Annotated in this window: 18 protein-coding genes, 1 tRNA gene and 3 pseudogenes; 4 read left to right on the top strand and 18 right to left on the bottom strand. The window is 69.3% G+C overall.

Translation table 11 applies throughout. From position 1 onward, the window contains the following. Positions 1–12: 12 nt before the first annotated feature. Positions 13–543, bottom strand: coding sequence for a YbhB/YbcL family Raf kinase inhibitor-like protein (locus G6N47_RS18390; RefSeq protein WP_083131953.1), 531 nt, complete (start codon positions 541–543; stop codon positions 13–15). Between the two features lie 23 nt (positions 544–566). Further along, a complete protein-coding gene (locus G6N47_RS18385; protein ID WP_083131954.1) occupies positions 567–1,913 on the bottom strand; it encodes a M20/M25/M40 family metallo-hydrolase in 1,347 nt (448 codons plus the stop codon). An 85-nt stretch (positions 1,914–1,998) separates the two neighbouring features. Here G6N47_RS18385 and G6N47_RS18380 point away from each other — a divergent pair. The 4 genes and pseudogenes from G6N47_RS18380 to G6N47_RS18365 form a co-directional block, all read left to right on the top strand. After that, a tRNA-Leu gene (locus tag G6N47_RS18380) sits at positions 1,999–2,084 on the top strand. A gap of 304 nt (positions 2,085–2,388) precedes the next feature. Next, positions 2,389–2,695: pseudogene (locus tag G6N47_RS18375) on the top strand (type II toxin-antitoxin system Phd/YefM family antitoxin); the annotation flags it as partial. A 3-nt stretch (positions 2,696–2,698) separates the two neighbouring features. Beyond that, a pseudogene (locus tag G6N47_RS18370) lies at positions 2,699–3,089 on the top strand (type II toxin-antitoxin system VapC family toxin). Between the two features lie 157 nt (positions 3,090–3,246). Next, a pseudogene (locus tag G6N47_RS18365) lies at positions 3,247–3,939 on the top strand (phosphoribosyltransferase); the annotation flags it as partial. Here G6N47_RS18365 and G6N47_RS18360 read toward each other — a convergent pair. The 16 genes from G6N47_RS18360 to G6N47_RS18285 form a co-directional block, all read right to left on the bottom strand. Continuing rightward, complete coding sequence (locus tag G6N47_RS18360) at positions 3,936–4,280, bottom strand: hypothetical protein (protein WP_083131956.1); 345 nt, start codon at positions 4,278–4,280, stop codon at positions 3,936–3,938. The pseudogene G6N47_RS18365 and the gene G6N47_RS18360 sit on opposite strands and share 4 nt — an antisense overlap. 82 nt (positions 4,281–4,362) lie before the next feature. Beyond that, positions 4,363–5,172, bottom strand: coding sequence for a DivIVA-like cell division protein Wag31 (gene wag31, locus G6N47_RS18355; RefSeq protein ID WP_083131957.1), 810 nt, complete (start codon positions 5,170–5,172; stop codon positions 4,363–4,365). A gap of 230 nt (positions 5,173–5,402) precedes the next feature. Further along, entirely contained in the window at positions 5,403–5,693 is a 291-nt protein-coding gene (locus tag G6N47_RS18350; RefSeq protein ID WP_045385578.1) for a YggT family protein, read from the bottom strand. Positions 5,694–5,795: 102 nt separating this feature from the next. Continuing rightward, positions 5,796–6,434, bottom strand: a complete 639-nt coding sequence (locus G6N47_RS18345; protein WP_083131958.1) for a cell division protein SepF — start codon at positions 6,432–6,434, stop codon at positions 5,796–5,798. 67 nt (positions 6,435–6,501) lie between these two features. Further along, on the bottom strand, positions 6,502–7,257 hold the full coding sequence (locus tag G6N47_RS18340) for a YggS family pyridoxal phosphate-dependent enzyme (protein WP_083131959.1): 756 nt from the start codon (positions 7,255–7,257) through the stop codon (positions 6,502–6,504). Then, a complete protein-coding gene (gene pgeF, locus G6N47_RS18335; protein ID WP_083131960.1) occupies positions 7,254–7,952 on the bottom strand; it encodes a peptidoglycan editing factor PgeF in 699 nt (232 codons plus the stop codon). The genes G6N47_RS18340 and pgeF overlap by 4 nt, the downstream gene beginning before the upstream one ends. A 29-nt stretch (positions 7,953–7,981) precedes the next feature. Continuing rightward, positions 7,982–9,121 carry a cell division protein FtsZ gene (gene ftsZ, locus G6N47_RS18330; protein ID WP_062540813.1) on the bottom strand — a complete coding sequence of 380 codons (1,140 nt, stop codon included), beginning with the start codon at positions 9,119–9,121 and terminating at the stop codon, positions 7,982–7,984. A gap of 185 nt (positions 9,122–9,306) precedes the next feature. Continuing rightward, entirely contained in the window at positions 9,307–10,209 is a 903-nt protein-coding gene (locus G6N47_RS18325) for a cell division protein FtsQ/DivIB (RefSeq protein WP_083131961.1), read from the bottom strand. Then, positions 10,206–11,663, bottom strand: coding sequence for a UDP-N-acetylmuramate--L-alanine ligase (murC, locus tag G6N47_RS18320; protein WP_083132020.1), 1,458 nt, complete (start codon positions 11,661–11,663; stop codon positions 10,206–10,208). Before murC ends, G6N47_RS18325 begins: the two co-directional genes overlap by 4 nt. Next, entirely contained in the window at positions 11,660–12,826 is a 1,167-nt protein-coding gene (gene murG, locus G6N47_RS18315; protein WP_083131962.1) for an undecaprenyldiphospho-muramoylpentapeptide beta-N-acetylglucosaminyltransferase, read from the bottom strand. Before murG ends, murC begins: the two co-directional genes overlap by 4 nt. Next, positions 12,823–14,421, bottom strand: coding sequence for a putative lipid II flippase FtsW (gene ftsW, locus G6N47_RS18310; protein WP_083132021.1), 1,599 nt, complete (start codon positions 14,419–14,421; stop codon positions 12,823–12,825). Before ftsW ends, murG begins: the two co-directional genes overlap by 4 nt. Positions 14,422–14,427: 6 nt before the next feature. Continuing rightward, on the bottom strand, positions 14,428–15,855 hold the full coding sequence (murD, locus tag G6N47_RS18305; RefSeq protein ID WP_083131963.1) for a UDP-N-acetylmuramoyl-L-alanine--D-glutamate ligase: 1,428 nt from the start codon (positions 15,853–15,855) through the stop codon (positions 14,428–14,430). Between the two features lies 1 nt (position 15,856). Continuing rightward, complete coding sequence (gene mraY, locus G6N47_RS18300) at positions 15,857–16,936, bottom strand: phospho-N-acetylmuramoyl-pentapeptide-transferase (RefSeq protein ID WP_083131964.1); 1,080 nt, start codon at positions 16,934–16,936, stop codon at positions 15,857–15,859. Further along, positions 16,933–18,402, bottom strand: a complete 1,470-nt coding sequence (locus G6N47_RS18295; protein ID WP_083131965.1) for a UDP-N-acetylmuramoyl-tripeptide--D-alanyl-D-alanine ligase — start codon at positions 18,400–18,402, stop codon at positions 16,933–16,935. The genes mraY and G6N47_RS18295 overlap by 4 nt, the downstream gene beginning before the upstream one ends. Continuing rightward, complete coding sequence (locus G6N47_RS18290; RefSeq protein ID WP_083131966.1) at positions 18,399–19,916, bottom strand: UDP-N-acetylmuramoyl-L-alanyl-D-glutamate--2,6-diaminopimelate ligase; 1,518 nt, start codon at positions 19,914–19,916, stop codon at positions 18,399–18,401. Before G6N47_RS18290 ends, G6N47_RS18295 begins: the two co-directional genes overlap by 4 nt. A gap of 107 nt (positions 19,917–20,023) precedes the next feature. Then, the gene (locus G6N47_RS18285; protein WP_232080361.1) at positions 20,024–21,898 is read right to left on the bottom strand and encodes a peptidoglycan D,D-transpeptidase FtsI family protein; all 1,875 of its coding nucleotides are present in this window, start codon (positions 21,896–21,898) and stop codon (positions 20,024–20,026) included. Between the last annotated feature and the right edge of the window lie 5 nt (positions 21,899–21,903).

Here is a 21,903-nt window from a genome sequence, read left to right as displayed (position 1 = left end):
GCCGAGCCGGGACTACCTCTGCTCGTAGGTGCCGTAGATGACCGCGCGCGCGATCGCGTGCTGGAAGAGGTTGAATCCCAGGAACGCCGGGCTGGCGTCCTCGCTGAGGTCGAGCTTCTCCACGTCCACCGCGTGCACGCTGACGTAGTAGCGGTGCGGCCCGTGCCCCGGCGGCGGCGCGGCGCCCACGTAGCGGCGCATGCCGGCGTCGTTCACCAAGGTCAGCGCGCCGCCCGGCAACTCGCGGCCGTCGCCGACGCCCTCGGGCAGCTCGGTGACCGTCGCCGGCAGGTTCGCGACCGCCCAGTGCCAGAAGCCGGAAAGGGTGGGCGCGTCGGGGTCGTAGACGGTGACCGCGAAGCTGCGGGTCTCCTCCGGGAAGCCCGACCAGCTCAGGTGCGGGCTGGCATCCTCGCCGCCGGCGCCCATGATGCCGCTGATCTGGGCCGTCGCGAGCGGCTGCCCGTCGGTGATCGACTTCGACTGCAGCTGAAACGACGGCAGCTTGGGCAGCGTCGCGTACGGGTCGGGCGGTGTGATCATGATCAGTCCTCTCGTCTTTGCGGCTAGCAGTGTGTCAAAAAGCGCGACATCACGTCGGCGCCAAACCTCAACGCCTCGACGGGTACCCGTTCGTCGACGCCGTGGAACAGCGCGGAGAAATCCAATTCCGGTGGCAACCGCAACGGGGTGAACCCGAAACAGCGAATTCCCAAGCGCGCGAAGGCCTTTGCATCAGTCCCGCCGGACAGCATATACGGCACCGTGCGGGCGTCGGGATCCACCGCCAGCAGCGCGGAGTTCATCGCGTCGACCAGGTCGCCGTCGAAACTCGTCTCATACGACGGCAGGTCGGTCACCCATTCGCGGGTGACGTCGGGCCCGATCAGCTCGTCGATCTCGGCCTCGAACGCGGCCTGGCGGCCAGGCAGCACGCGACAGTCCACCATGGCCTCGGCGATCGCCGGCACCACATTGGCCTTGTAACCGGCCTTGAGCATCGTGGGGTTTGCGGTGTCACGCAGCGTGGCCTTCACGATGCGGGCAATCGGCCCCAGCTTCTCGATCGCTCCCTCCAAGTCGGGGGAATCGGCGTCGAAGCTGTGCCCGGCCTCCTCACCGATCGCGGTCAAGAACTGCATGACGGTATCGGTGGGCACCAACGGAAACCGGTGACGGCCCAACCGGGCGACCGCCTCGGCAAGCGCGGTGACGGCGTTGTGGTCGTGCACCATCGAGCCGTGTCCGGCGCGGCCGCGGGCGGTCAGCCGCATCCACTGCAGGCCCTTCTCGGCTGTTTCGATCAGGTAGAGCCGCCGCTCCCCGCCGTCGCGGCGGGGCACCGTCAGCGAGAACCCGCCGACCTCGCCGACCGCCTCGGTGACGCCGTCGAACAGGTCGGGGCGGTTGTCGACCAGCCAGTGCGAGCCATATCTGCCCCCGTTCTCCTCGTCGGCCAAAAAAGCGAATACCAGGTCGCGGGGCGGCACGATCCCGGCGCGGCGAAACTGGCGGGCGACCACGATCATCATGCCCACCATGTCTTTCATGTCGACGGCTCCGCGGCCCCAGACATAGCCGTCCTCGACCGCGCCGGAGAACGGATGCACGCTCCAGTCGGCCGCCTCCGCGGGCACCACGTCGAGATGACCATGGATCAGCAGCGCACCGCGCGAACTGTCGGCGCCGGCCAGCCGGGCGAACACATTGCCGCGTCCGGGCGCGCCCGACTCCAGGTATTCAACCTGGTAGCCAACATCTTCCAGCTGGGCGGCCACCCACTGGGCACATTCGGCCTCGCCCTTGGTGGTGTCCAGCTCGCCGGTGTTGCTGGTGTCGAACCGGATCAGCCTGCTGACGACTTCGACGACGTCGTCGACGGGGTCAGGCCCAACGCCGGTTGCGACGGTCATAGTCACCTTTCCTACCATTGACACGGGTCGCCGGGTTTGGGTCGGGCCTTCCCTATCCGATAGCCTTGGCTGCCAACTTAGGTCGGTCCGAGTGGCGGAATGGCAGACGCGCTAGCTTGAGGTGCTAGTGCCCTATTACTGGGCGTGGGGGTTCAAGTCCCCCCTCGGACACGCGATTGAGGCGAGCGATATGAATGCTCGCATTCATATCCGAGCCGATGGAGCGTGTTGAGCGGCGAAGCCGCGATCACACCCAACTGAGCCGAGAGGAATGGAATGTTCGCATTCCATTCCGAGGCGATGGCGGGTGGCGACGAGCGGGTCGCCCGACCCGCGTGGAGCACACGCGATTGAGGCGACAACAACGTCCCACTAGGACGGCAAACAGCTTCCGCCGCAACATCTTCGGATGCATCTTGGACCAAGGCGATGAGCCAGCATGACATCGATTGTCCGGGTCATTGCCGCGCTCGGTAGTGACATGTACAAATCACGGGTGCAGGGAATATACCGTTCACAGTATGGATGTATCCGTGACCGAGTTGCGCGCGCACCTCAGCGATTGGCTCGATCGAGCTCGGGCCGGTGGCGAGGTCGTCATCACCGACCGCGGGATTCCCGTCGCGCGGCTGACCGCGCTGGACAGCGCAGGCACTTTGGAGCGCCTCACGACTGAAGGCGTGATCGGCAAGGCCACCGCGCAGCGGCCCGTCGCTGCGAGCCGTTCCAGGCCCCGACCGCGACGGCCGGTGTCTGACCGGGTCAGCGACCAGCGGCGCTGACCAGTGCCGCTCGTCTACTTCGACGCCAGCGCCTTCGTCAAACTTCTCACCACCGAGACTGGGAGCTCGCTGGCCTCAGCGCCATGGGACGGCTGCGACGCCGCATTGTCCAGCCGCCTGGCCTACCCTGAAGTCCGCGCCGCGCTCGCCGCAGCGGCCCGCAATCACGACCTAACCAAATCCGAGCTCGCCGACATCGAGCGTGACTGGGAGAACTTCTGGGCCGCTACCCGCCCAGTCGAGCTCACCGCAACGGTCGAACAGCACTGTCCATCTGGCCAGCGCGTTGGCAGTCGGCGATCCCGGCCTGATCGTCGCCGTTTGGGACCGACGCATGCACGCCGGAGCCCAAGCCGCCGGGTGCCGAGTCGCCCCCGCCCAACTCGCCCCCTAGCCCGACTGCCCGACCCGCATGGAGCACACGCCACGGAAACGAATTGCACTGGCCGTCTTGCCGCTTCGCATTGCCCTGATGTGCTGTCTTCAAAAGCCACGCTGCGGTTTCGTTCAGATGCCGGGCGGGAAGCCGTAGGCTGGTAGGGCCGGCGTGACAACGGCGGATACGACGAATGAATCGACCGAGCGGCTTTTTGCGGCGAGCATCCCGGCGCACGTTCAGTGATCGCCGGGAAGCCGGCCGGGTGCTGGCCGAGGAGCTGGCGTCGTACCGCGGGAACCACGACCTGCTGGTGTTCGGCCTGGCCCGTGGCGGTGTTCCGGTGGCGTGGGAAGTCGCGTCGGCGCTGCACGCCCCGCTGGACGTCTTCCTGGTCCGCAAGCTTGGCGTGCCGCAATGGTCCGAGCTGGCGATGGGCGCCCTCGCCAGCGGCGGTGGCGTCGTGATGAACGACAATGTGGTGTCGAGCCTGCGCATCAGCGAGGAGCAGGTCCGCGCGGTGATCGACCGCGAGACCACCGAACTGACCCGGCGCGAGCAGGCTTACCGCGGCGGACGGCCGCTCGCCGACCCTCATGGCAAAACGGTGATTCTGGTGGACGACGGCATCGCTACCGGCGCCAGCATGTTGGCCGCCGTGCGAGCATTGCGGGAGTTGGGCCCCGAGGCGATCGTCGTCGCGGTTCCGGTCGGACCGCCCTCAGCGTGTCAGCAGCTGGCGCAGGAGGCCGACGACGTGGTCTGCGCGACGATGCCGCCGGATTTCGAAGCGGTGGGACAGGTTTTCGTCGACTTTCATCAAGTGACCGACGACGAGGTTCGCGAACTGCTGGCCACCCCGACCTAACGGTCGTCGCCGCCGCTGCCGCGGTCGTGCTCGGCCGGCACCCCGGTCTCTTCGTCGGCGCCGGCAGTGCTCGCCTCACCGGAGGCATCCTCGGGATAGTCCGCGTAGTCGTAGTCGGCGCCCGCTTCCTCGGGAAGCGGCTTGGGAGCGTCTGCCGATTTGTTGGCGGGGGCGCCCGTTTCGCGACGCTGGCGTTCCTGCAGGGCATCGATGATCAGCAGCACCACGCCGAGCACGCTGGCGGCGATGCATACCCAGGCCACCAACTCGTTGCTGGTGACGACGGCGAACACCAAAGCGGCAAGGCCTATCACCGCTAGCACCAGCGCGATAATCAGCATCGCTCAACCTCCAGCCGACGGGGCAAGACACCAAAGACTGCCAAGCACGCTACCGCCCGTCGGGCCCGGCACCTTCGATCTGTTAGTTATTGCCCCGATTGAACTGGTTGAACCCTCCGGCATCGTTGGTGGCGCTGGAGTCGACGGGCGCCGCCGAGCCGCGCTGGCCAAGTTCCTCGAGCTGCGACTCCAGGTACGTCTTGAGCCGGGTGCGGTATTCGCGTTCGAAGGTGCGCAATTGCTCGAGTCGGCCCTCCAGCACGGTGCGCTGCTGGTTGATGGTGCCCATGATCTCGGAGTGCTTGCGCTCGGCGTCGGCCTGCAGCGCGTCGGCCTTCTCCTGGGCCTGCCGCAACTGGGCTTCCGAGCGGGTTTGCGCGTCGGCCAGCATCGCGTCGGCCCGCTGCCGCGCCTCGGCCACGGTGGTTTCCGCCTCGCGGCGGGCTTCGGACAGGATCTGGTCGGCGTTGGTGCGGGCGTCGGCCAGCAGTTTGTCGGCCTCGGCCTTGGCGGTGCCGGTCAGCCGGTCTGCAGTGTCTTGCGCCAGGCTGAGTACTCGGGCGGCCTTGATGGCCTGGTCCTCGCTGACCGATGCGGCGGCCGCCGGCGCAGGCTGCGGCGCCGGGGCGGGCGCGGGCTCCGGCTCCGGTTCGTAGAGCGGCATCGCCTGGCTGGGCTGTGCGCTGCCACCCCCGCCGGCGCGGGCGGCAGCCAGTTCCTGGTCCAGCTCGGCGACCCGCTGACGCAGATCGGAGTTCTCCTCGATGAGGCGGGTCAGCTCGTTTTCCACCAGGTCGAGGAAGGCGTCGACCTCGTCTTCGTTGTAGCCGCGCTTGCCGATCGGCGGCTTGCTGAAGGCCACATTGTGGACATCGGCTGGTGTAAGCGGCATTGTTTGCCCCCTCGAGTCTGGACGGTCAAACCGATCTGGAAAGTGTAGATCGGCATGAACAGTGTCGTAGCCGTACTGCAACTGCCGCCCATCCTGTCACACCAGACCCGCCGGTTGCCGATTCGCCCGATAATTAAGACCGAATTTCAAACTTTAAGAGCAGTCGAAATCACTGCCTTAAGAATCCAAAATGCTGCTGCCGCAAACGGTCTTACTCGCAGAGCGCCGGGTCAGACGGCGGCGCTGAAGGCCAGTTGCATGCCGATGAACGCCACCAGCAGTAGCACCATGATCGACAGGTCGAAGCGGACGGCGCCGATGGTGAGCTGCGGGATCAGCCGGCGCAGCAGCTTCACCGGCGGATCGGTGAGCGACATGATGAGTTCCAGGACCACCACGGTGGCGCCACGGGGCCGCCAGTCGCGGCTGAACGACCGGATGAACTCGATGACCACCCGGGCGATCAGCAGGAGCCAGAAGATGAACAGCGCAAAGCCCAGGATTTTGAAGAACACCGCCAACGAGAGCCCGACCTTACTGATGAGGATGTGACATTCACGACTGCGCCGACGGTGGCCGGCGCGGTGAGTGTCAGCCTACCCGGCCAGGGCTAGCGGGCCCGGTTACTGGTAGGCGTAGAAACCGGTTTCGGCGATCCGGCGACGTTCCTCCGGAGTCACGTCGACGTCGGCGGGCGAGAGCAGAAACACCTTGGTCGCGACCTTGTCGAACGAGCCCCGCAGCGCGAAGGCCAGCCCTGCCGCGAAGTCGACCAGCCTCTTGGCGTCGGCGTTGTCCATCGACACCAGATCCATGATCACCGGGGTGCCGTCGCGGAAGCGCTCGCCGATGGTGCGGGCTTCGCTGTAGTCCTTGGGCCGCAGCGTGGTGATCTTCGACAGCGGGCTGCCCTCTTCGAACAGCATGGCCATCCGGCGCGGGTCCATCGCCAGAGCGCCGCGCGTCGACCCTCGCAGCGCGCCGAACCGCGGCCGGGCCAGCTCGGTGCGCTCGTAGTCGCGGGACCGGAAGCGGTGGTCGTCGCCGTAGCCGCCGCGGTAGCTGCCCGGCGGGTAGTCGGCGGGCTCACCGCGGGGGTCGTCGTAGTCGCGCCCCTCGTAGCGGTCGTACCCGTCGTCGCCGAACCGGCGGCGCGAGTAGCCGTGCTGGGTGGGAGCACGGTCGTCGTCGTAGTACTCGTCGTCGTAGTCCTCCATCGGCGCCATACCGAAGTAGGCCTTGACCTTGTGGAGTGTGCTCATCTCGGGACCCCTTCTTGGCGGCTGAAGATTCGGTGTCTGTGATGAAGATGTGACTGGAGTGACTAGTTCACGGTGACCGTAACGGTCGGCGGCCCATTAACGCGGTACCGACACGCACACAGGTCGAACCATGTTTGACAGCCGCTTCCAGGTCGTTTGACATCCCGGCCGACAATCCGATCGCGTTCGGGTGCGACTGTCGGACCCGACGGTGCTCGGATTGCAGCCGCGCGAACGCGGTCTCGGCATCCCAGTCCAGCGGCGGGATGGCCATCAACCCGACGAATTCCAGCGCATCGGCGGCCTCGACCCGGGTACAGATTTCGTCGACGGCGTCGGGCTGGGAGATGTCGACGCCGCCGCGCAACACGTCGCCGTCCAGGCTGACCTGCACGTATACCCGCAGCGGATGTTCGCGTCGACCCTCCTGCAGCGCCGCGCCCACCGCCCGCTCGAGCGCCGTCACCACCCGGGTGCTGCTGACCGAGTGGGCGGTGTGCGCCCACGTGGCCAGCGACCGGGCCTTGTTGCGCTGGATCTGGCCCACCATGTGCCAGCGCACCGCGGCCGAGGCGGGCCCCAGCAACTCCTGGAGTTGTCGCACCTTCGCCGACGCTTCCTGTTCCCGGGATTCGCCGAACGCCGCGCATCCCAATCGCGACAAAATCGCCACATCGGTTGCCGGAAAGAATTTGGTAATCGGCAGAAGTTCAATTTCGTCGACATTGCGTCCGGCTGCCTCGGCGGCCGCCGCAAGGCGCCTGCGCAGTGCGCTCAAGGCGTCGGCCAATTCGGATTCCCGGTTGCGCAGCACGGCGGTCATTCGATCCACACCACCGACGCCATCCGCCCGGTCGGCGCGCCGCGGCGATGGCTGAACAGGCTGGTGTCCTCGACCGTGCAACGCGGGTCGACGTCGATGGCGCTCACCCCCAAATCCTTGAGCTGGCAGACGATTCCGGCGCGAAGGTCCAAACCAGGGGTACCGGCCGCGGTGGTGGTGCGACTTCCCGGCAGCGTCGCTTCCACCTCGTCGGCCATCGCGGCGGGCACCTCGTAGTTGCGGCCGCTGACCGCGGGCCCGAGCAGAGCGGAAATGTCTTCGGTGTGCGCGCCGACGGCCAGCATCGTCTCCAGGGTGCGGGCCACCACGCCGGCGGCCGCCCCGACGCGACCGGCGTGCACCGCGGCCACCACCCCGGCGCGTGCATCGGCCATCAGCACCGGCACACAGTCGGCGGAGAGCACCGCCAGCGCCAGGTGAGGCTTCGCGGTGACCAGTGCATCGGTCGCGTCGACCGCACTGTCGCGTGGACCGTCGACGACCTCGACCCGGTCGCCGTGGACCTGGTTCATCCAAACCAGCGGGTGCCCGATGGCCGCGCCCAACCTGGTCCTGTTGGCCGCCACCGCAGCGGGGTCGTCGCCCACGTGGTCGCCGAGGTTGAAGCTGTCGTACGGCGGCGCAGAGACACCGCCCGCCCGGGTGGTCGTCACCCGCCGGATGCGAACGCTCACGTGCCCAGTATCCGTGCGGCGGCGAGGGGCTAGCGCCGCATGAACGGCGGCACGTCGACGTCCTCGTCGTCCTCCCCGCCGATGTCCAAGGTTGAGCCGTTGGTCTGCAGCGGCACACTGACCGCGTCCGCGGGCTCGAACAGCGGCGAGGCCACCTTGCCGGCCTTCCCGGGCGCGATCGTTTGGCCCTGGCCGCTGCCGACGATCGGCTTGCGGCCCGGCCCGGCGGCGTCGAACCCGGCCGCGATCACCGTCACCCGGACTTCGTCGCCCAGCGAGTCGTCGATGACCGTGCCGAAGATGATGTTGGCGTCCTGGTGGGCCGCGTCCTGCACCAGCGAGGCGGCCTCGTTGATTTCGAACAGACCCAGGTCGCTGCCGCCGGCGATCGACATCAGCACACCGCGGGCGCCCTCCATCGACTGCTCGAGCAGCGGCGAGTTGATCGCGATCTCGGCGGCCTTGAGCGCCCGGCCGTCGCCGCGGGCCGAGCCGATGCCCATCAGCGCGGTGCCGGCGCCGGACATGATGCCCTTGACGTCGGCGAAGTCGACGTTGATCAGCCCCGGCGTGGTGATCAGGTCGGTGATGCCCTGCACGCCATTGAGCAGCACCTCGTCGGCGCTGCGGAAGGCGTCCATCAGCGACACCGCGGCATCGCCCATCTGCAGCAGCCGGTCGTTGGGAATCACGATCAGGGTGTCGCAGCTTTCCCGCAGCGTGGTGATGCCGGTCTCGGCCTGCAGGCCACGCCGCTTGCCCTCGAAGGAGAACGGCCGGGTGACGACGCCGACGGTCAGCGCGCCCAGCTTGCGAGCGATGCTGGCGACGACGGGTGCCCCGCCCGTTCCGGTGCCGCCGCCTTCGCCGGCGGTGACGAACACCATGTCGGCCCCGCGCAGCAGCTCCTCGATCTCGTCCTTGGCGTCCTCGGCGGCCTTACGCCCGACCTCGGGGTCGGCGCCGGCGCCCAAGCCGCGGGTGGAGTCGCGCCCGACGTCGAGCTTGACGTCGGCATCGCTCATCAACAGCGCCTGGGCGTCGGTGTTGATGGCGATGAACTCCACGCCCTTGAGCCCCTGCTCGATCATCCGGTTGACGGCGTTGACACCGCCGCCCCCGATACCCACGACTTTGATGACGGCCAGGTAGTTATGCGGGGGGGTCATCATTCCGTCTTCCTCCCTGTGGGACTTTGGCCTGGTGGCGTCACCGCCTGGCAAACCTAAACCTCAAGTAAAGGGTTAGAGTTATGTCAAGTAGTTCCGCGCAAACAGAACGGTATGGGCACGGCGCGCGCTATCCGCGCAGGCGCGCCGACGCGGCGCACGCAAATTTTTGGGCGGTTCGGCGCCTACTTGACCGTCGGCAAGTCGGGGCTGGACACGTCGTAGGTGTGCCCGGGCTGGGTCAGCAGCGCCGCCAGCTTCTCGGCCTTCTCCTCGGTGCGGTCGGTGGTCCCCCAGATCACCGTGCGACCGTCGGTCAGGGTCAGCGTGATCGAGGAAACCGACGGCGCCGCTACCCGACCGACCTGTCCGGCCACCTCGGGTCGCAGCGCGGTCAGCACCTCCAGGGCGGCCTTGGTCGCGGGGTCGCTCGGGCCGGGGTTGTCGACGTCGAGGTAGGCCAACGCGGGCGGCGGCGGCGCGGTCGCGAAGTCGACGCCGTCGCGGTCGTAGAGATGCGGACCGTCGGGAAAATCCTTGACCACCACCGGGATTCGCTCAGCGATGGTGATCCGCAGCGCCGACGGGTACTGGCGCTGGACCCGCGCGCTGGCCACCCGGCGGATGGCCGCCACCCGGTCGGCGACTGCGCCGGTGTCGATCTGAAGCAACGGCGTGCCCGGCCGCACCTTGGCAGCGTCGAGCACCTCCTCGCGGGTGACCACCCCCGTTCCGGTGACGACGATGCTGCGCGCCGACATCACCGGCGTGAAATACAGAATCAGTCCCAGCCCGACGACGAGCACCGACAACAGGATGGTCGCCAGCGCCATCTTCAGCCCCCGAACCGCCCCTCGCGGAACGGGTTTCGACTCGCCGTCGCCTCCGCGGGCCCGGCGTTTGGCTTCGCGGCGGGCTTGCTCGATCGCCCGCGCGCGGGCCTGCGCCGCACGGCGCTCGGCGCGTTCCCGGCGAGCCCGCCGACGGGGCCCCTCGAATTCCCCGGGGGGAGGCCCCTCCGGCGGCGGCCCGGCCGCGAAGATCGGTTCGGTCACGACCTCGGCCGGCGCATCGTTCGGCTCGGTCACAACAACATCCCCGGCTGCCCCGGCGTGCTGCGGTTGGCGCGCACCCGCAGCGCGGCGAGGATCTCTGGCCCCAGCATGGTCACGTCGCCTGCGCCCATGGTGACGACGACGTCGCCCGGCCCGGCGGCCGCGGCCACCGCTTCGGCGACCGCGGAGAAGTCGGGTACGTAGTGCACCGGCACGCTGACGTGCTCGGCCACGCTGGCGCCGCTGACGCCCGCCAGCGGCTGTTCGCGCGCCGCGTAGACGTCAAGCACGAAAACCTCGTCGGCCGCGTCGAGCGCCCGGCCGAACTGCGCCGCGAAATCCCTTGTGCGGGAGTATAAATGGGGCTGGAACACCGCCACCGACCGACCGCTGCCGCTCTGCTCGAGCAGGGTGCGGACCGCGGCCAGCGTCGCGCTGATCTCAGTCGGGTGATGCGCGTAGTCGTCGAACACCCGCACCGACGCCGCGGTGCCGATCAACTCGAAGCGCCGACGCACTCCTTCGAAGCCGGCCAGCCCGTCGAGCACGCAATCCGGCGCAGCACCGATCTCGACGGCGGCCAGCAGCGCGCCCAGCGCGTTGAGCGCCATGTGCCGGCCGGGCACCGACAGCCGCATCACCCACGGGCGGGTTTCGCCGGCCAGCTCGATATGCGCCACCGCACCGGTGCCCTGCTGCTCCCAGGACAGCAGCGTGCCGGCCAACTGGTCGCCCGACGAGCCGTAGCGCAGCACCCGAATCCCCAGCGCCGCAGTGCGTTCGGCCAATGCCGCCGCGCCTGGGTCGTCGGTGCAGACCACCAGCGCACCGCCCGGCGCGAGCCGTTCCACGAACGAGTCGAACACCGCCGCGTAGGCGTCGGCGCTGCCGAAGAAGTCCAAGTGGTCCGATTCGATGTTGGTGACCACGGCGACGTTCGGGGTGTATTCCAGCAGCGATCCGTCGCTCTCGTCGGCCTCGGCGATGAAATAGTCGCCGCTGCCGTGGTGGGCGTTGGTGCCGGCCTCCCCCATCTCGCCGCCGACCGCGAACGACGGGTCTTTGCCGCAGTGCTGCAGCGCGACGATGAGCATCGACGTCGTCGTGGTCTTACCGTGCGTGCCGGTCACCATCAGCGTGGTGCGCCCGGCCATCAGCTTGGCCAGCACCGCCGGGCGCAACACCACCGGGATGCCGCGCCGACGGGCCTCGACGAGCTCCGGGTTGGTTTTCGGGATCGCGGCGTGCGTGGTGATCACCGCGGTGGCGCCGCCCGGCAGCAGGTCCAGCGACGACGCGTCGTGGCCGATCCGGATCACTGCACCGCGGGCCCGCAGCGCGCGCACTCCACGCGACTCCTTGGCATCCGACCCCGAGACCATCCCCCCGCGATCGAGCAGGATGCGGGCGATGCCCGACATGCCGGCTCCCCCGATGCCGACCATGTGGACACGCTGCAGCTCGCGGGGCAACGGCTCGGCGGTCATCGCCGCTCCCGCCGCACGGCGCACGCCACGTCCAGCGCGACACGTGCGACCTGCTCGGCCGCGTCGCGGTGCCCCACCCGCGCCGCGGCCGTCGTCATCGCCGCCAGCCGCGGCGTGTCGGTGAGCAGCCCGGCTACCTGCTCGGCAACGAAGCCCGGCGTCAGCTCGGCGTCGGCGACCAGCATGCCGCCGCCGGCGTTGACCACCGGCAGCGCGTTGAGCCGCTGCTCGCCGTTGCCGATCGGCAGCGGCACGTAGACCGCCGGCAGGCCGACCGCCGACACTTCGGCCACGGTCATCGCCCCCGACCGGCAGATCGCCAGATCGGCGGCGGCATAAGCCAATTCCATCCGGTCCAGATACGGCACGGCCACATAAGGCGGATCGCCTGGCGCCGGAGCGCGCAAGTCGAGGGTGTTCTTGGCGCCGTAGGCGTGCAGCACGGACACGCCGGCCGCGGCCAAGTCCGCGGCGGCCGCGGCGACGGCCCGGTTGATCGACGCCGCGCCCTGCGAGCCGCCGAACACGAGCAGCACCCGCGCGTCGTCGGCGAAGCCGAAGTGCGCCCGCGCCGTCGACCGCAGCGCCGCACGGTCCAGCGAGGTGATCGCCGAGCGGACCGGCACGCCGACCACTTCGGCGCGCGGGAGCCCGCAATCGGGCACCGCGGACAGCACGCGTTGCGCGGAGCGGGCCCCGACCCGGTTCGCCAGCCCCGCGCTGGCGTTGGCCTCGTGGATGACCACCGGGACACGACGCCGCCGAGCGGCCAGGTAGGCCGGCAGCGCTACGTATCCGCCGAACCCGACCACGACGTCGGCGGCGACGCCGTCGAGCACGGCACGGGTTTGCCGGACCGCGCGCATTACCCTCGGCGGCAGCCGGAGCAGGTCTCCAGTCGGCTTGCGAGGCAAGGGAACCGGGGTGATCAGCTCGAGGTGGTAGCCACGCTCGGGAACCAGCCGGGTTTCCAGGCCGCGCGGGGTGCCCAGCGCAGTGATGCGGACCTGTGGATCCAGCGCCACCAGGGCATCAGCGACGGCCATCGCGGGCTCGACGTGGCCGGCCGTGCCGCCGCCGGCAAGCACCACCGACAACGACGTGCCGCCCGGCCGGGAGTTGGCGTTCACCCCGCTGGTCGGCTCTGTGACCGAGTCCCTCACCCGTAACGCTGACCTTCCAGTGCGCGAGCACGCCCGCCGCGTGCGTGCCGCTGTTCATGCCATGGCGGCGCCCCACCGCCGCGCCCAGTTGCGCCGCGCTGGCGATCACCACGGTTGTGCTGTGGCGACCCGCTGCGCCCGGCTGCGCCGCGCTGGCGATCACCACCTCCATCATGCCGCCCCCGGGTCCGCGCGGTACCCCCAGACCGCCGGGCGGGCCGGTCGGCGGTGCGGGCGCGGGCCGGCCAAGCCGGCGGCGGCGGGCTTTGCGGGCGAGCGCGCAGCCGGTCGCGCAGCGCCTCCACCCGGGTCGGCGAGTATGGCTCCGGCAACGGCAGCCGCAGCAGCCGGTTCATCCGGTCGTCGCGCCCGGCACGCAGCGCGGCGACCGCCTCGGGTTCGTGACGCGCCGCATTGGCCATCATTCCGATCATGAGAAGTGTTGTCGCCGTTGATGTTCCACCCGCCGAAATCAGCGGCAACTGAATCCCGGTAACGGGCAGCAGACCGATCACATAGCCGACGTTGATGAAGGATTGGCCGAGCACCCACATCGTGGTGGTGGCGGTCAGCAGCCGCAAGAAGGGGTCGGCGGAGCGTCGCGCGATGCGCATCCCGGTGTAGGCGAACAATCCGAACAAGGCCAACAGCCCGCAGGCACCGACGAAGCCGAGTTCCTCGCCGATGATCGCGAAGATGAAGTCGTTGTGGGCGTTGGGCAGGTAATTCCACTTCGCCGTGCCCTGGCCAAGACCATGGCCGAAGATGCCGCCGTTGGCCAGCGCAAACTTCGCCTGCCGGGCCTGATAGCCGGAGTCCTGCGGATCCTGCCCGGGATCCAGCCAGGACCGCACCCGCTCGGACCGATAGCCCTCCGACATGGCCAGGATCGCCGCGGAGACGACGACCGCGAGCAGCGAGCTGCAGAACACCCGCAGCGGCAGACCGGCATACCAGAGCAGGGCCAGCAGGATGATGCCCAGCGATACCGTCTGGCCGAGGTCGGGCTGGGCGACGATCAGTGCCAGCGCGATCACCGCGGCCGGCACCAGCGGGATCAGCATCTCCCGCAGTGTGGCCCGCTCCATGCGCCGAGCCGCGAGCAGGTGCGCCCCCCAGATCGCGAAAGCGATCTTGGTCAGCTCGGATGGCTGCATCGAGAAGCCGGCCACCACGAACCACTTGCTGGAGCCGTTGGCGACGGTGCCGATTCCGGGGACGAGCACCAACACCAACAACACGATCGTGATCGCGAAGCCGGTAAACGCCATCCGTCGCATCAACCGGACCGGCACCCGCAGCGCCAGATAGCAGGCCACCAGGCCGATCACCGTCCACAGCACCTGGCGGCCGAAGATCAGCCAAGCCGATCCGTCGACGTCGTAGGAGCGGACGCCCGAGGCGGAGAGCACCATGATCAGCCCGAGCGTGGTCAGCAGCGCGGCCACCGCGATGATCAGATGAAACGACGTCATCGGCCGGCCCAGCCAGCTGCCGAAGCGAGTCCTGGGCATAACGGCGGTGGTGGCCGGCGCCTCGGCCGCTTCCCCACCCTTGCGATCCCGGTGCAGCAACCGGGCCAGCGCGCTGGTCACCACCGCCTACCGGGTCGTGGCGCGCACCGCGGCGGCGAACGCGTCGCCACGGTCGGCATAGCCGCTGAACTGGTCGAAGGATGCTCCGGCGGGGGCCAGCAGCACGGTGTCGCCGGGCGCGGCGAGGTCGCGGGCAGCGGCCACGGCCGCGGCCATCACGCGACTGCCGGACGGCTCGCCGGGCACAACAACTCTTGTCACAGGAGTCACAGGAGACTCAGCAGTCGCATGCATATCAGCATCCTCGCCTGTCACAAGCTCCACGACGGGGACATCCGGCGCGTGTCGCGATAACGCCTCGGCAACCTTGGCCCGGTCGCGGCCGATCAGCACCGCCCCGACCAGCCGCGGCGCCATCCTGACCACGGCGTCGTCGACCGACGCGCCCTTGAGCAGGCCTCCGGCGATCCACACCACCCGCGGGTAGGCCAGCACGGACGCCTCGGCGGCGTGCGGGTTGGTGGCCTTCGAGTCGTCGACGTAGCTGATCCCGTCGACGACGGCGATTAGCTCGGCGCGGTGCCGTCCCACCCGGAAGCTCGCTAGCGCCTCGCGGATCGCGTCGGGGGGAACGCCGACGCTGCGGGCCAGCGCCGCCGCGGCCAGCGCGTCGAGCACCCCCACCGGCCCGGGCACGGGTATCGACGACACCGGGGCCAGGGCCAAACTGTCGGCGAAGGCGCGATCGACGAGCTGCTCGTCGCGCACGCCGAGTTCGCCGGGGCCGGGTTCGCCGAGCCGGAAGCCGACCCGTACCGGCGCGGTCGCGGTGTCCAGCAGCGCCGCGGCGCGGTGATCATCGAGCCCGACGACCGCCACCCGGCCGTGCAGGACGCGCGCCTTGGCGGCGGCGTAGTCGGCCATGCTGCCGTGCCAGTCCAGGTGGTCCTCGGCGACGTTGAGCACGACACCGGCTTCGGGGCGTAGTGACGGCGCCCAGTGCAGCTGGAAGCTCGACAGCTCGACGGCCAGCAGGTCGGCCGGCTCCCGCAGCGCGTCCAGCACGGGATTGCCGATGTTGCCGCACAGCCGGGCGTCCAGGCCCGCCGCGGTGAGCATCGCATGCAGCATCGACGTGGTCGTGGTCTTGCCGTTGGTGCCGGTGACGGCCAGCCAGCGGCGCGGCGGCCCGTAGTGGCCCGACGCGTCGAGTCGCCAGGCCAGTTCCACGTCGCCCCAGACCGGCACGCCCGCCGCCGCGGCCGCCGCCAGCACCGGCGCGGTCGGCGGGAACCCCGGGCTGGTGATCACCAGGCCGTAGTCGGTGATGTGCTCGGCGGCAGCCGACGGGGTCAGGGCCGCCACAGCCGGGTTGTCGTCGCACAACGTCGCCGTCGCGCCCAGCTCGTCGAGTGCGCTGAGCACCGACTGCCCGGTGATTCCGCCGCCGGTGACCAACACCTGTGTGCCGGGCGCCAACGGGTGCAGGGTCATCTCAGCCACCGGTCGCGGCGAGCCATTCGCTGTAGAACAGCGCCACACCCAGCCCGCAGCTGATCGCGGTCAGCAGCCAAAACCGGATGATCACCGTGGTTTCGGCCCAGCCGACCAGCTCGAAATGGTGGTGGAACGGCGCCATCCGGAACACCCGGCGACCGGTGGTGCGAAACGCCAGGATCTGCAAGACCACCGAGACGATCTCGGCGACGAACAGCGAGCCGAGCACCACCGCGAGGAGCTCGGTGCGACTGGTCACCGACAGCCCGGCGATGATGCCGCCCAGCGCCAGCGATCCGGTGTCGCCCATGAAGATCTTGGCGGGCGCGGCATTCCACCACAGAAACCCGATGCAGGCGCCCGCCGTCGCCGCCGCGATCAGCGCCAGGTCCAGCGGGTCGCGCACGTTGTAGCAGCCCAGCCCCGGCGCGGTGGCGCAGGCGTTGCGGTACTGCCAGAACGTGATCAGCACATAGGCGGCGCAGACCATCGCCATGGCTCCCCCGGCCAGCCCGTCCAGGCCGTCGGTGAAGTTCACGGCGTTCGACCAGGCGCTGACCATCACCACGCAAAACAGTACAAACAGTGCGGGAGCCAGTGTGACAGTGGCGATTTCACGTACGTACGACAGCTCGGCGCTGCCCGGAGTGAGGCCGTCGTTGTTGCGGAAACCCAGCACCAGCACGCCGAACAGCACGGCGGCGGTGATCTGCCCGACGGTCTTGGCGGTCTTGTTCAGCCCGAGGTTGCGGGACCGGCGGATCTTGATCAGGTCGTCGACGAACCCGACGCCGCCCAGCGCGGTGGCCAAGAACAACACCAGCAGCCCCGACGCCGACGGGCCGTCGCCGTCGAAAGCCATGCCCGCGATGTGGGTGCCCAGATAACCCGCCCAGATGCCGGCCAGGATCGCGACCCCGCCCATCGAAGGTGTGCCGCGCTTGGTCTTGTGGCTCGGTGGGCCGTCCTCGCGAATCTCGTGGCCGAAGCCCTGCCGGGTGAACAGCCGGATCAGCAACGGGGTCAGCACAATCGACACCGTCAGCGCAATCGCGACGGCGATGAGGATTTCGATCATCGGGCACCGATCAGCGCGTCGGCCAGGGCGCCCAGCCCGGCGGCGTTGGACGCCTTCACCAGCACCACGTCCCCCGGCTGCAGTTCGGCCCGCAACAGCGCCAGGGCCGCGTCGGCGTCGGCGACGATGGTGGCCTCGCCTCCCCACGAGCCCTCCATGACCGCGCCGTGGTGCATGGCGTTCATCGACCTCCCGGTTCCCACGACAATGAGTCGAGACACATCTAAGCGCACCGCCAACCGGCCGACGCGATCATGCTCACCAATCGTGTCGTCGCCGAGTTCGGCCATCTCGCCCAGCACCGCCCAGCTGCGCCGTCCGCCGCGGGCCATCCACGCCAGCGCCTGCAGACCGGCCCGCATCGAGTCGGGGTTGGCGTTGTAGGCGTCGTCGATCACGGTGACGCCGTCGGCGCGGGTGGTCACCCGCATCCGGTGCTGCGACACCGGGCCCGCGGCGGCCAGCGCGGCCGCCACTTGATCCAGGCTGGCGCCGCATTCCAAGGCGACCGCCGCCGCGCACAAGGCGTTGCCGACTTGATGGTCGCCGTGCACGGCCAGCCCGACGTCGACGGCCTGTTGTCCGGCGTGCAGCCTGAACTGCGGGCGGGCCAGTTCGTCGAGGCTGACCGCGCCGGCCCACAGGTCGGCGGGTTCACTGCGGCTCACCCGCACCACCCGGGCGGCGGTTTTGTCGGCCATCGCCGCCACCGCCGGGTCGTCCACGTTGAGGACGACTACCCCGGATTCTGGAACAGCTTGCGGCAGTTCGGCTTTCGTGTTCGCGATGGCCTCGCGGGAACCGAACTCGCCGAGATGTGCGGTGCCGACGTTGAGTACCACCCCGATCGCGGGTGGGGCGATCGCGGCCAACGCGGCGATGTTGCCGGGATGGCGCGCCGAGAGCTCGAGGATCAGATAGTCGGTGCTTTCGGTGGCGCGCAGCACGGTCCACGGATGGCCGAGCTCGTTGTTGAACGACCCGGGCGGCGCCACCACCTCGCCGAGCGGGGCGAGCACCGCGGCCAGCAGATCCTTGGTCGAGGTCTTGCCCGACGAGCCGGTGATCCCGACGATGGTCAGCCCGTCGGCAACCAGCTTTTTCGCGACCGCAGCGGCCAGCTGGGCCAGCGCGGCCAGCACCGCGGCGCCCGATCCGTCGGTGTCGTGCTCGAGAACCCCGGCTTTAGACGCGCTGCGCGCGTCGGGCGTCACGACGATAGCCGGCACTCCGACCGGCCGGGCGGCCAGCACAGCCACCGCACCGGCCGCCACCGCCGCCGCGGCGTGGTCGTGGCCGTCGGCCCGCGCGCCCGGCAGCGCCAGGAACAACCCGCCGGGCGTGATTTTGCGAGAGTCGAATTCGACGGTCCCGGTGACGTGCAGGCCGGCGGCGTCTGTGGCCGAGATGTCGGCCAGTTCGCCGCCGACGATCTCGGCGATCTCGGCGACGGTCATGTCGATCACCGGCGCCGCTCCTCCAAGGCGGCGGCGAGCTCGACCCGGTCGTCGAACGGGCGGGTCTGCCCGCCGCCGCTCTGCCCGGTTTCGTGGCCTTTGCCGGTGACCAGGACGACGTCGTCGGGGCCCGCCCACGCGACCGCGTGCCGGATGGCCGCCCGGCGGTCGCCGATTTCGACCACCTCTGCGGCGCCTTCGGTTGCGCCGGAAAGGATTTCGCGACGGATCGCGGCCGGATCCTCGCCGCGGGGATTGTCGTCGGTGACGACGACGAGGTCGGCGAGCTGGGCGGCGATCCTGCCCATCGGCGCGCGCTTACCCGGGTCGCGCTCGCCGCCGGCCCCGAACACAACGGCCAGCCGGCTGCCGGGGCGACGCAGCGACATCAGCACCGCGCTCAGCGCGCCCGGCTTGTGGGCGTAGTCGACCAGCGCCAGAAAGTCCTGGCCACGGTCGATCTGTTCAAGCCGCCCGGGCACCCGGATGTCGCGCAGCCCGGTCGCCGCCTGCTCCGGCGACACCCCCAGCACATCCAGAATGGCCAGTGCGACAAGCGTATTGGCGACGTTGTAGCGGCCCGGCAAGCCGATACGCACCCGGTGATGCACACCGGCGGGGTCGACGGCGGTGAAGTCGTGGCCGCCGGCGTCGGCCGTGATGTCTTCGGCGCGCCAGTCCGCGGCCGCGCCCTCGGCGCTGACGGTGATCGCGGCGTCGGCGCGGTCGGCCATCGCGCGGCCGGCATCGTCGTCCACACAGACCACCGCGGTGTGGGCGTGCAGCGGCGAGGACGGGTCGAACAACCGCGCCTTCGCCTCGAAATAGTCGGTCATAGTCGGGTGGAAGTCGAGGTGGTCGCGGGACAGGTTGGTGAAGCCGCCCACCGCGAAGCGCACGCCGTCGACGCGGCCCAGGCTCAGCGCGTGACTGGACACCTCCATCACCACGGTGTCCACGCCGCGCTCGGCCATCGCCGCGAGCTGGGCCTGCAGTGCGGGCGCCTCCGGGGTGGTCAGGGCGCTGGGAACGTCGGCGCCGTCGATGCGGATGCCGATGGTCCCGATCAGTCCCACAGTCCTCCCGGCCGCCCGCAGACCGGCCTCGATCAGGTAGGTCGTGGTGGTCTTGCCGGATGTGCCGGTGACGCCGACCACGGCAAGCCGCTCGGACGGGTGCCCGTAGATGGTGGCGGCGAGTTCGCCGAGCACCGTGCGCGGCGACGGGTGAATCAGCACCGGCACCGCCGTGGTCATCTCGGCGACTCCGTCGGGATCGGTGAGAACCGCCACCGCGCCGCGCTCGACCGCGTCGCCGGCATAGCGCGCGCCGTGCGTTGTCGCACCAGGCAACGCCGCGAACAGATCCCCCGCCGACACGTCCTGTGCTCGCAGTGTCACCCCGGTGACCCGTACGTCGGGCACCACGCTGCCCTCCGCGGACACGGCGCCGATCTGGGCTGCCAGCGCCGGCAACGACACGCCGGCCCCGGCGCTGGGCCGCAGCGCAGTGGGCACCGTCATCACCTCCGTCCGCTGCCTGTTTACGACGTCGTATCAACGCCGTTAACGGCCATGACACCTTATCTGTCCGGCGACGTCACGAATCGCGGAGACGGCCCCGGCGGCTGTCAGGCCTGCAGGGTCAGCGGCGGGCCGGGATCGGGCGACAGCGGAACGTTTTCGCGCTGCAGCAGCCAGCCGGCGATGTTGTGGAACAGCGGAGCCGCCGTGTGTCCGGGTGCACCGTCCGAGGAGCGCTGCGGGTTGTCCATCATGATCCCGACGACGTAGCGCGGATTGTCGGTGGTGGCCATGCCGGCGAAGGTGATCCAGTACACGTCGTCGAAATAGCAGCCGCATGCCGGGTTGATCTGCTGTGCCGTCCCGGTTTTCCCGGAGATCTGGTAGCCCTCGATCGCGGCCGCCGGCCCGGTGCCCTGCTGGGTGCCCATCGGGTCGTGCTGCACCACGGCGCGCAACATGTTGCGCACGGTTTGCGCGGTCTCCGGCGACACCACCCGAACACCTTGCGGCCGCGGCTCTTCGGTGCGGGTGCCGTCCGGAGCGATTGTCGCCTTGATGATGCGCGGCGGCATGCGCAAGCCGTCGTTGGCGATCGTCTGATACATGCCGGTCATCTGCAGCAGGGTCATCGAAAGCCCTTGCCCGATAGGCAGGTTGGAGAAGGTGCTGCCCGACCACTGGTCGATCGGCGGCACCAGCCCCGCACTCTCACCGGGCAGCCCGACGCCGGTGCGCTGCCCCAGCCCGAACTTGCGCAGCATGTCGAACCAGCGGTCCGGGCCGACGCGCTGGGCCAGCATCAGCGTGCCCACGTTCGACGATTTCCCGAAAATGCCGGTGGTGGTGTAGGGCGTTACGCCGTGGTTCCAGGCGTCGTGCACGGTAACACCGCCCATGTGGATGGAGCCCGGTACCTGTAGCACCTCGTCGGGGTTGGACAGGCCGTATTCGATGACCGACGACGCGGTGATCACCTTGTTCACCGAGCCCGGCTCGAACGGCGACGACACCGGCAGGTTGCCCATCTGCTTGTCGCCCTGGCGCCCGATGTCTTGCGACGGGTCGAACGTGTTGTCGTTCGACATCGCCAGCACCTCACCGGTTTTGGCGTCGAGCACCACAGCGGAGACGTTGTGGGCGCCGGAGAGGTTCTTCGCCTGCTGCACCTGCTGCTGGACGTAGAACTGGATGTCGTCGTCGATGGTCAGCTGCACCGTCGAACCGTTGACGGCCTTGTGCTGGTTGCGGTAGCTGCCGGGGATCACCACGCCGTCGGAGCCGCGGTCATAAGTGACCGACCCGTCGGTCCCCGCCAGCACCGCGTCCAGCGAGTCCTCCAGGCCCAGCAGACCGTGCCCGTCCCAGTCGATGCCGCCGACGATGTTGGCGGCCAGCGAGCCGCCGGGATACTGACGCAAATCCTGGCGCTCGGCACCCACTTCCGGGAATTTTGTCGTGATCGCGGTGGCAATGGCCGGGTCGACAGCGCGGGCCAGATAGACGAACGTCTCGTCGCTTTGCAGCTTCTTCAGCACCGTCGCGTTGTCGGGTTTGTTATTCAGCCGCGCCGCAACGTCTTTGGCAATATCGCGCAACCGCTGTTGGGGATCCGGCGCCTTGGCGTCTTTCTGTTTGGCCTCGGCCAGTTGCTTGCGGATCTTGCGCGGTTGGAAGGTCAGCGCGCGAGCCTCGATGGTGAACGCGAGCTGGTCGTTGTTGCGGTCGACGATGCTGCCGCGCACTGCTTTTTCGACGTCGGTGACCTTGAGTTGGCCCGCCGCCTCGGCCCGCAGGCCCGCGGCACGCGGCACCTGAAGGTAGAACAGCTGGACGGCCGCGACAATCAGCGCCACAAAGATGACCGCATTGCCGGCGCGATGCCGAAAGACGAATGACGCGCCGCGCACACCCAATTCGGCGGCCTGGCGAGTACGACGTTGGCGTGCCGAGTGGCTCGACGAAGCCTTCTTGGCTTCGATTGCCC

The organism is Mycobacterium branderi (assembly GCF_010728725.1).
Classification (GTDB): Bacteria; Actinomycetota; Actinomycetes; order Mycobacteriales; family Mycobacteriaceae; genus Mycobacterium; species Mycobacterium branderi.
This window is presented reverse-complemented; position numbering and strand designations above follow the sequence as displayed.